This window comes from Paenibacillus sp. GM2 (assembly GCF_900069005.2).
Taxonomy (GTDB): Bacteria; Bacillota; Bacilli; order Paenibacillales; family Paenibacillaceae; genus Fontibacillus.
Genome location: NZ_LN831278.1, coordinates 105,467 through 112,371 on the forward strand (window position 1 = coordinate 105,467; position 6,905 = coordinate 112,371).

The 6,905-nt window shown below is 49.0% G+C and carries 2 protein-coding genes and 1 pseudogene; 2 read left to right on the forward strand and 1 reads right to left on the reverse strand.

Going from position 1 to position 6,905, the window contains the following annotated elements; all coding sequences use genetic code 11:
* Window positions 1–274: 274 nt before the first annotated feature.
* Window positions 275–1,513 (forward strand): ArnT family glycosyltransferase, encoded by a 1,239-nt coding sequence (locus tag BN1360_RS07355; protein ID WP_068779241.1) that lies wholly within the window; start codon window positions 275–277, stop codon window positions 1,511–1,513.
* 456 nt (window positions 1,514–1,969) lie between these two features.
* On the forward strand, window positions 1,970–6,400 hold the full coding sequence (locus BN1360_RS07360) for a DUF4855 domain-containing protein (RefSeq protein WP_148466531.1): 4,431 nt from the start codon (window positions 1,970–1,972) through the stop codon (window positions 6,398–6,400).
* Window positions 6,401–6,609: 209 nt separating this feature from the next.
* Here BN1360_RS07360 and BN1360_RS07365 read toward each other — a convergent pair.
* Window positions 6,610–6,905, reverse strand: a pseudogene (locus BN1360_RS07365) (carboxynorspermidine decarboxylase); the annotation flags it as partial.

Sequence of the window (6,905 nt, forward strand, 5' to 3'; positions counted from 1 at the left end):
CCATCCGTTCTGTTTTATTCTCTACAATCCATTTGTATCCTATAACAAGACATAAGGATTTGTCGACTCCGTCTTAATAGACGTTATTTAAATAGTCCAGTCGCGCGTATACGCCCGGGGCGGGGGACATATAAAATAATTTGTGATATGCTCATGTGAGCAATTGGGAAAGAAATAATTTTACAAGGTGTATTGTTAAGGAGAATGGGAGAGAGAAAACTTGTTTTCATATAAAATCGGGGGTCCTAAAGACAGAAAAATTTTGTTTGGGCTAATGGCATTTGTGTTAGTACTATCCGTATCGATTGTGCTGTATTATGGCGATTATTTCTTTCTGGGAGATCCGAATGCTCCCAATAATGATGATGTGAAATATATTCAGACGGCAAAAATTTTGCTGAACGAAGGGACGCTTGCCTACAATACCGGAACAGAACCTACTTCATTTATTATGCCGGGCTTTCCGCTGATCCTGGCGGGATTTCTGGCGGTCTTTGGGCAGGATGGCGGAGGGATAGTGGCCTTTCGACTATTTCAGTGCTTGCTTCAAGCGGGTTCTCTCTATTTTATCTTCATTATTGCACGTTATATATTTAATTCGCGGACTGCCTTAATAGCCTGCGTAATAAGCGCCTTATATCCTCCAGACTACTTCTCATCGGGCGTCATTCTGTCGGAGACGATATTCCGGATCATTGTGCTGCTGTTAGTCTGCGCGCTTATCTCCGCCGTACAGTCCAAACGATGGGAATGCTATGTACTGATAGGCGTGCTTACTGCCGTCGCGGCTTATTTTAAGCCCCAGGCTTCTTTGTTCCCTGCCGTTCTACTTATTTTATGGTGGAGAGAGAAGTATACATGGAAGGAAATGCTGCGTTTCACCTGTATGATCGGCATGGTGTATATTGTTCTGCTGTCTCCATGGTGGGTTCGCAACATAATTACATTGGGTCACTTTATTCTTTTTACGGAATCGGGGGGCAGCCCATTTTTACTGGGAACTCAGATTTTTCATCTTATGCCGCCTGACGGGTTCTTTGAGGCTTATCCGCAATATCATCCGGAGACGCTCTTTCAAGGCCACGATGCAACTGCAGCAGCCAAAGGAATCGACATATTGAAATACGGCTTTACCCATGCTCCGCTACTGTACCTGTTATGGTATACGCTGGGTAAATTTATCGGATTATATTTCGAAGCCTATTACTGGCTGCCGATCTTGGGTCTGGATCTGGTGACTGCGCATGTGATTCAAGCGCTGCTGATCGGGCTAAGCATTGCCGGCATGGTGATGTCGCGAAGATCAGAGGAACGGAAGCGTCGTTTGCCTGTTTTGTTGACGATCTTGTATTTTACAGGAATTTATGTTCCGTTTATTGCCTTTTCGAGATATGGTTACCCGACGGTGGTGCTCCTGCTGATGTATTCAGCGTTGGCCGTCCAGCAAATCATCTATAAGATCAAGTTGAGCAGGCAGAAGAAACAGATGACACCACGTCAAATGGAAGGTTAATGAGGTGCGATGCTAGAAATCCTCGTTAACCTTTGTGAAAGTATATTTCCCACGTTTCGCAGCTCCTGACTAAGAAGTCAGGGGCTTTTGTGTTTGCTCCGGCGGCTGGCCAATGGACGTCATAGTTCTGTATGCCCGACTCCTTAGATTCTGAATCTCTATGCCTGGTTGTATTGTCTTAGGAAGTTCGGAGGGGAGAGGAAGATTAGCTGCCTTATTTTCGGGACAGGTAAATAAATGTATATACAAGGTCATGATTAATCTATTTGAATTCAGAGCCAAGTTTCATACTGTTACAGTAGGTCGTTGCTTATGGTGCTCGATCACGTGATAAAATCACGGAAAGGAGGAGGGAGCATCGAATTCAGCTTGTAAAGTATAGCTTGCTTGAAGAAAGTTAATCTGGTTTCTTGATCGATGCAAAGGATAGGGAGTAAAAGAAAGGGGCTAGCATGTATGAGAAGTAAACGATGGTTATCAATGGTCATAATTGCAGTCATGCTATTCACGCTTATTCCGGCTGCGTATGTGGCAGAGGCAACATCGTCACAGGACAGCAAGCAGGTTGTTGCCGGTCAGGGCGCGCGTGGCGACCTGAATTTAGAACCGGTTGCTCAGCCTGATGGTCAGGTGCCGGCAGAACAGAGGGACGAGGGTGGCTTGGGATCAGTTCCGGCAGCCTTACCTGGAGAAGGGGCCATTGATCCGACTAACGAAGCCGCTCAAGGCACGGATCAGGTTGTTCCACCTGCTGAGCAGGCCCTGGGTGCAGAGCCGCAAAACGTAACCTCAGCGGTATATGATCAGCCATATAATTTGGCTCTTGGTCTCACTTATGAATGGTCAGAAGCGCCGGAGGCGGCATATTCGGATGATGGCGGCAAACTGACGGATGGCAAATACGGAGAGCTGGACATATCCGATCCAGCCTGGGTAGGACATCTCAAGAAGAAAACGCGTGAAGTCGTATTTGATCTCGGTGATCCGAAGTCGATCACGAAGATTAAGGCGAACTTCCTGCAGGACTGGCCAAATAATAATGTGCTTATGCCGCTGACAGTCTCGATGTATGTCTCCGATGATAAGCAGAATTGGGGACTGCTCTCGCATTATGCCACTCAGACGCTCTGGAGAGACGGACAATACAAGGAGAACTATGAGTGGGATGGAAGCAAGGATGGCATTAAGAGCATAGGTCCTGATGCGAAAATCGCTTATGCCCGTTACGTAAAGGTTATGTTCTCGATGCATACCAAGGCGATGAGCTTCGTGGATGAGATTGAAATTTGGGGTAGCGACGGACAGGTGCAAGGTGCGGTAACCGTTCCAACGCAGCAGCCAGCATTCCTTACTCCAGGCGAGGCGACGGCCGGGATTAAGCATCTTGGATTGCTCTATAACGGGCATTACAGCAATGATCTGGGAACCTGGAAGAAGGAGCGGATCATTCCGAATATCAGCTACGTGGATAAGGCCGGGGAGCCAACCGATTGGCTCTTTGACGGTGTTCTGTATTTGGGGACCTTCTCGGATCTGGGCCGCGGGTTTGGTGCCGGATCAGGTAATCCGTCGCTGAAAGAGGATTGGGAATGGTATTTGAATAAGACATTTGCTTCCGAAGGAGACATGGACCAGCTTAATGAAGCGACCAAGGAAGTGGGCGCCAAGCTGAATCAGCCGAATCAGAAAGAGAAGGTTGTGCTGATGATCCCTTATCCGGATGAGGGAGTAACCAGTTTCGGCGATGTGGATGGCGATAATATATCCGAAAATTTTAAAGCGCTTACAGACCGGGTAAAGGCGGTTCAATGGTACCTGGATGAAGTGAAGCAAAGATGGGAAACGGCGGATTACTCCCATCTTGAGCTTGTCGGGATGTACTGGCTGGAAGAGCAGATTGGCACCGATCACAATGGACCGGAGTTGATCCGCTTGGTTAGCGACCAGGTCCATACGATGACGGTTTCCGGCCGCAGCAATATGAAATTTTTCTGGATTCCTCATTTCCTGGCTTATAAGAGCTTCATGTGGAAGGATGTCGGGTTTGATGCTGTAGCCTTCCAGCCGAACTATTTCTTTGAACCGATGGATTATGATCGTCTGGAGGACGCGGCGAATATTGCGAAGCGGTACGGGATGACCAATGAATTCGAATTCGATGACCGGATGCTGACCGACGGGGTCTTCCGCGAACGATATATCGATTACTTGAACAGCGGTGTTGAGACCGGCCTGATGAGGGGTGGCTTCAATGCATACTATCAAGGAAATAACGCTGTATATAACAGTGCGAAGAGTCCGGATCCGAGCAACAGGGTTCTATATGATTGGCTGTATCAATATGTACAAGGGACGTATCAGATGAATAATGCGGTGCCTCCCGAAGTAGATGTACTGATGAATGGCGAGCCATTCCAAAGCGGTGTTGTGCTGCCGGAGACAGAGTCGGCTCAGTTCACCTGGAAGCTGAGAGAGGATGACGGACTGACCAAGGTGAATGCGCTGTTTGATGGAAAGGCATATGAGTCGGGAACAGTCATCCCTCTGGCTGGCAAGCTGGGAAAACATGAATTACTCATTACGGTAACCTCCGGCAAATCGGTTAAAATCTCATATATAGTGGAGGCGTCCACGAATGCAGAGGGAATCCGGGCATACATTGACCGCTTTGCAGAAGAACAGAAAATTACAGATGCAGCAGCGGTGCATTCCTTGAATAACTACTTGGAAATGATGAAGCGCTATGAAGGAAAGGACGCGGCACAAGCTGCCAAGTATCTTAAAGGCTTTAACGTTAAGCTGGATCAATTTACGAAGGCCGGAATGGTAAAGACGGAGGCCTGCAACACACTGAAGGAGATCGTATATTATCTCACAGGCAACTTGGCACAGGATAAAGCCGTTGAAGCCTCTTCAACGGAGGGGGGCAATCCTAATTATGTACCGGCAAAGGCCGTCGACGGGTTTCCTGCCTCAAGATGGGCGAGTGACTATGTAGACAATACCTGGTTCCAAGTTGATCTGGGCGCAGCGCGAGAGTTCAATACGATCCGCATCGATTGGGAATATGCCCGGGCTAAGACCTACAAGCTGCTTGTATCCGACGATAAAAAGACCTGGACTAATGTTATGGCTAATGACGGAGTTATTACAGCGCAGGATGGCAAAGAAACGGTGCAATTCTCCCCGGTAACCGCGAGATATATCAAATTCCAAGGGGTTGATCGGAACACGGATTATGGTTATTCCTTCTACGAGTTTGGAGTATATAACCTCTCCGGCGACGTTGAGGTGCAGGCTATTGACGGCTTGCAAGCTACCGTGGACACGGCAGCAAGGAAAGTCATGATTGACGGATTGCTAATGAATGGCGAAGCCCAAGCCGCAGTAAGCTTGAAGGTGTTGGATCCTCAAGGCAAGGTTGATTATGAAGAGAAGAAGGCAAGCACCGCAGAGGGGAAAGTCCAATTCGCATTTACGCTGAAGGGTCAATTGGAAGGAACCTATGAGGCATACGTATCGACAGACGGTATGGTGACGCCCGCTAAGGTGAGCTTTGACTACAAGAAGGCAGACCCAGGCAATGGCAACGGGAATGAAGGCCATGGCAATAACGGTAATAATGGTAGTGGGGGAAGCGGCGGCGGTTCCTCTGTTCCAACTTCGCCTTCTGCTTCAACGTCTGTTGAACTGAGGCCACAAGCCGATGGCTCGGTTTTGGGCGAGGTAAGTACAAAGCTGGATTCCGATGGGAAAACAGCCGTGGGGATGGTGAGCGAACAGGATCTGCAGAAAGCGATGGCTGAAGCCAAGGCGGATGCGGATGGCAAGCTGAATATCACGCTTAAGATGGACAGCATTAGTGATGCAGCGAATTATGCGCTGGATCTTCCGGCCTTATTCCTCTCCGAGTATCCGAATCTGTCGATCAAGATGAACACGCCAAAAGCGTCAATTGTTCTATCCGGGCAGATGTTCGACAAATCTGCTGATCTGGGCAAGCAAATACGCTGGATCATTGGTACAGGGGATGTTCAAGCCCTGAGCAAATCCGCACAGGCCCAAATCGGCAGCAGACCGCTCATTCGGCTGGAAGTGAAGATCGATGGCAAGAGCATAGCTTGGAAGAATGAGGAGGCACCAGTTACTATGGCAATTCCGTATGTTAGAGCTAATACGGAGGCCGCTTCCAGCCTGGGCATTCTAGCGATCAATAACCAGGATGCGGCTAATATCATTCCAGGAGCATCGTACTCCGATGTGAGCCAGGAAATCAGCTTCCAGGTCGGTCAGACCGGAACGTATGGAGTATTTGCTGAGCGGTCTGCTGTGCAGTTTACCGATCTGGGCAAACATGCCTGGGCACAGGAAGCGATCGAGCAGCTGGCCGCCTTAGGGATTGTAAAGGGGACATCAGCGGCAACATTTAGTCCGACCGAGCAGGTAAGCCGTGCAGACTTTATTGTCATGCTGGTGAGGGCACTGGATTTGAAGGCAGACGGAAGCGGTGCATTCACCGATGTGCAATCACAGGATTACTATTATGATGCGGTATCGATTGCGAAGCAGCTTGGTATCGTCACGGGGATGGATGGCGATAAGTTCGTTCCGCAAGGGAAGATAACGAGACAAGACATGATGGTAATGGCAGCTCGGGCGATCCAGGCGGCAAAGGGACAAGAGATCTCGGGCAGCTTGGCATCGCTGGAAGGCTTCAAGGATACGGCGGTGGTAGCCGATTACGCAGCAAGTCATATCGCGGGAATGGTTGAGCAGGGTCTGATTCAGGGAGACCGTGATCGGATCAAACCGCGCGACCAGGCGACCCGTGCCGAAGCAGCTGTATTCCTGCATCGTTTGTTATATAGCTTGGCGATAGTTCAATAAATAGCAAAAAGGACTTGGCTAATGCCAAGTCCTTTTTATGTGCCTGATCATAAGTACTAATATGCAACTATTTGGCTGGATCATTCCTTAATTAGGGTCGGAATCAGGGAATAGTTGCATACATGCAGCTATTCCCCAATTTCGAGGCGAATTCCTGAGTATAATTGCATTTCTGCAACTATTCTTGAAATACAAAGCGCCTAAATCTCCTAAGCCAATCGCATTCTGAAGTCTTCGTAGCCAAATTCATGCACGATCTGACAGCTCCCGGTTTTGTCGCGCAGCACAAGGGCTGGCAACGGCATGCCGTTAAAGGTCGTGTTCTTCACCATGGAGTAAATCGCCATGTCGCCGAAGACGAGGCGGTCGCCGTTCTTCAGCGGCTGATCGAACGAGTAATCGCCGATGTTGTCGCCCGAGAGACAGGTAGGCCCGCCGAGCCGATACGTATAAAGCTTCTCACCGGGTTCCCCGGAGCCAAGCAGCGGCGGGGCCGGCCTCTTTT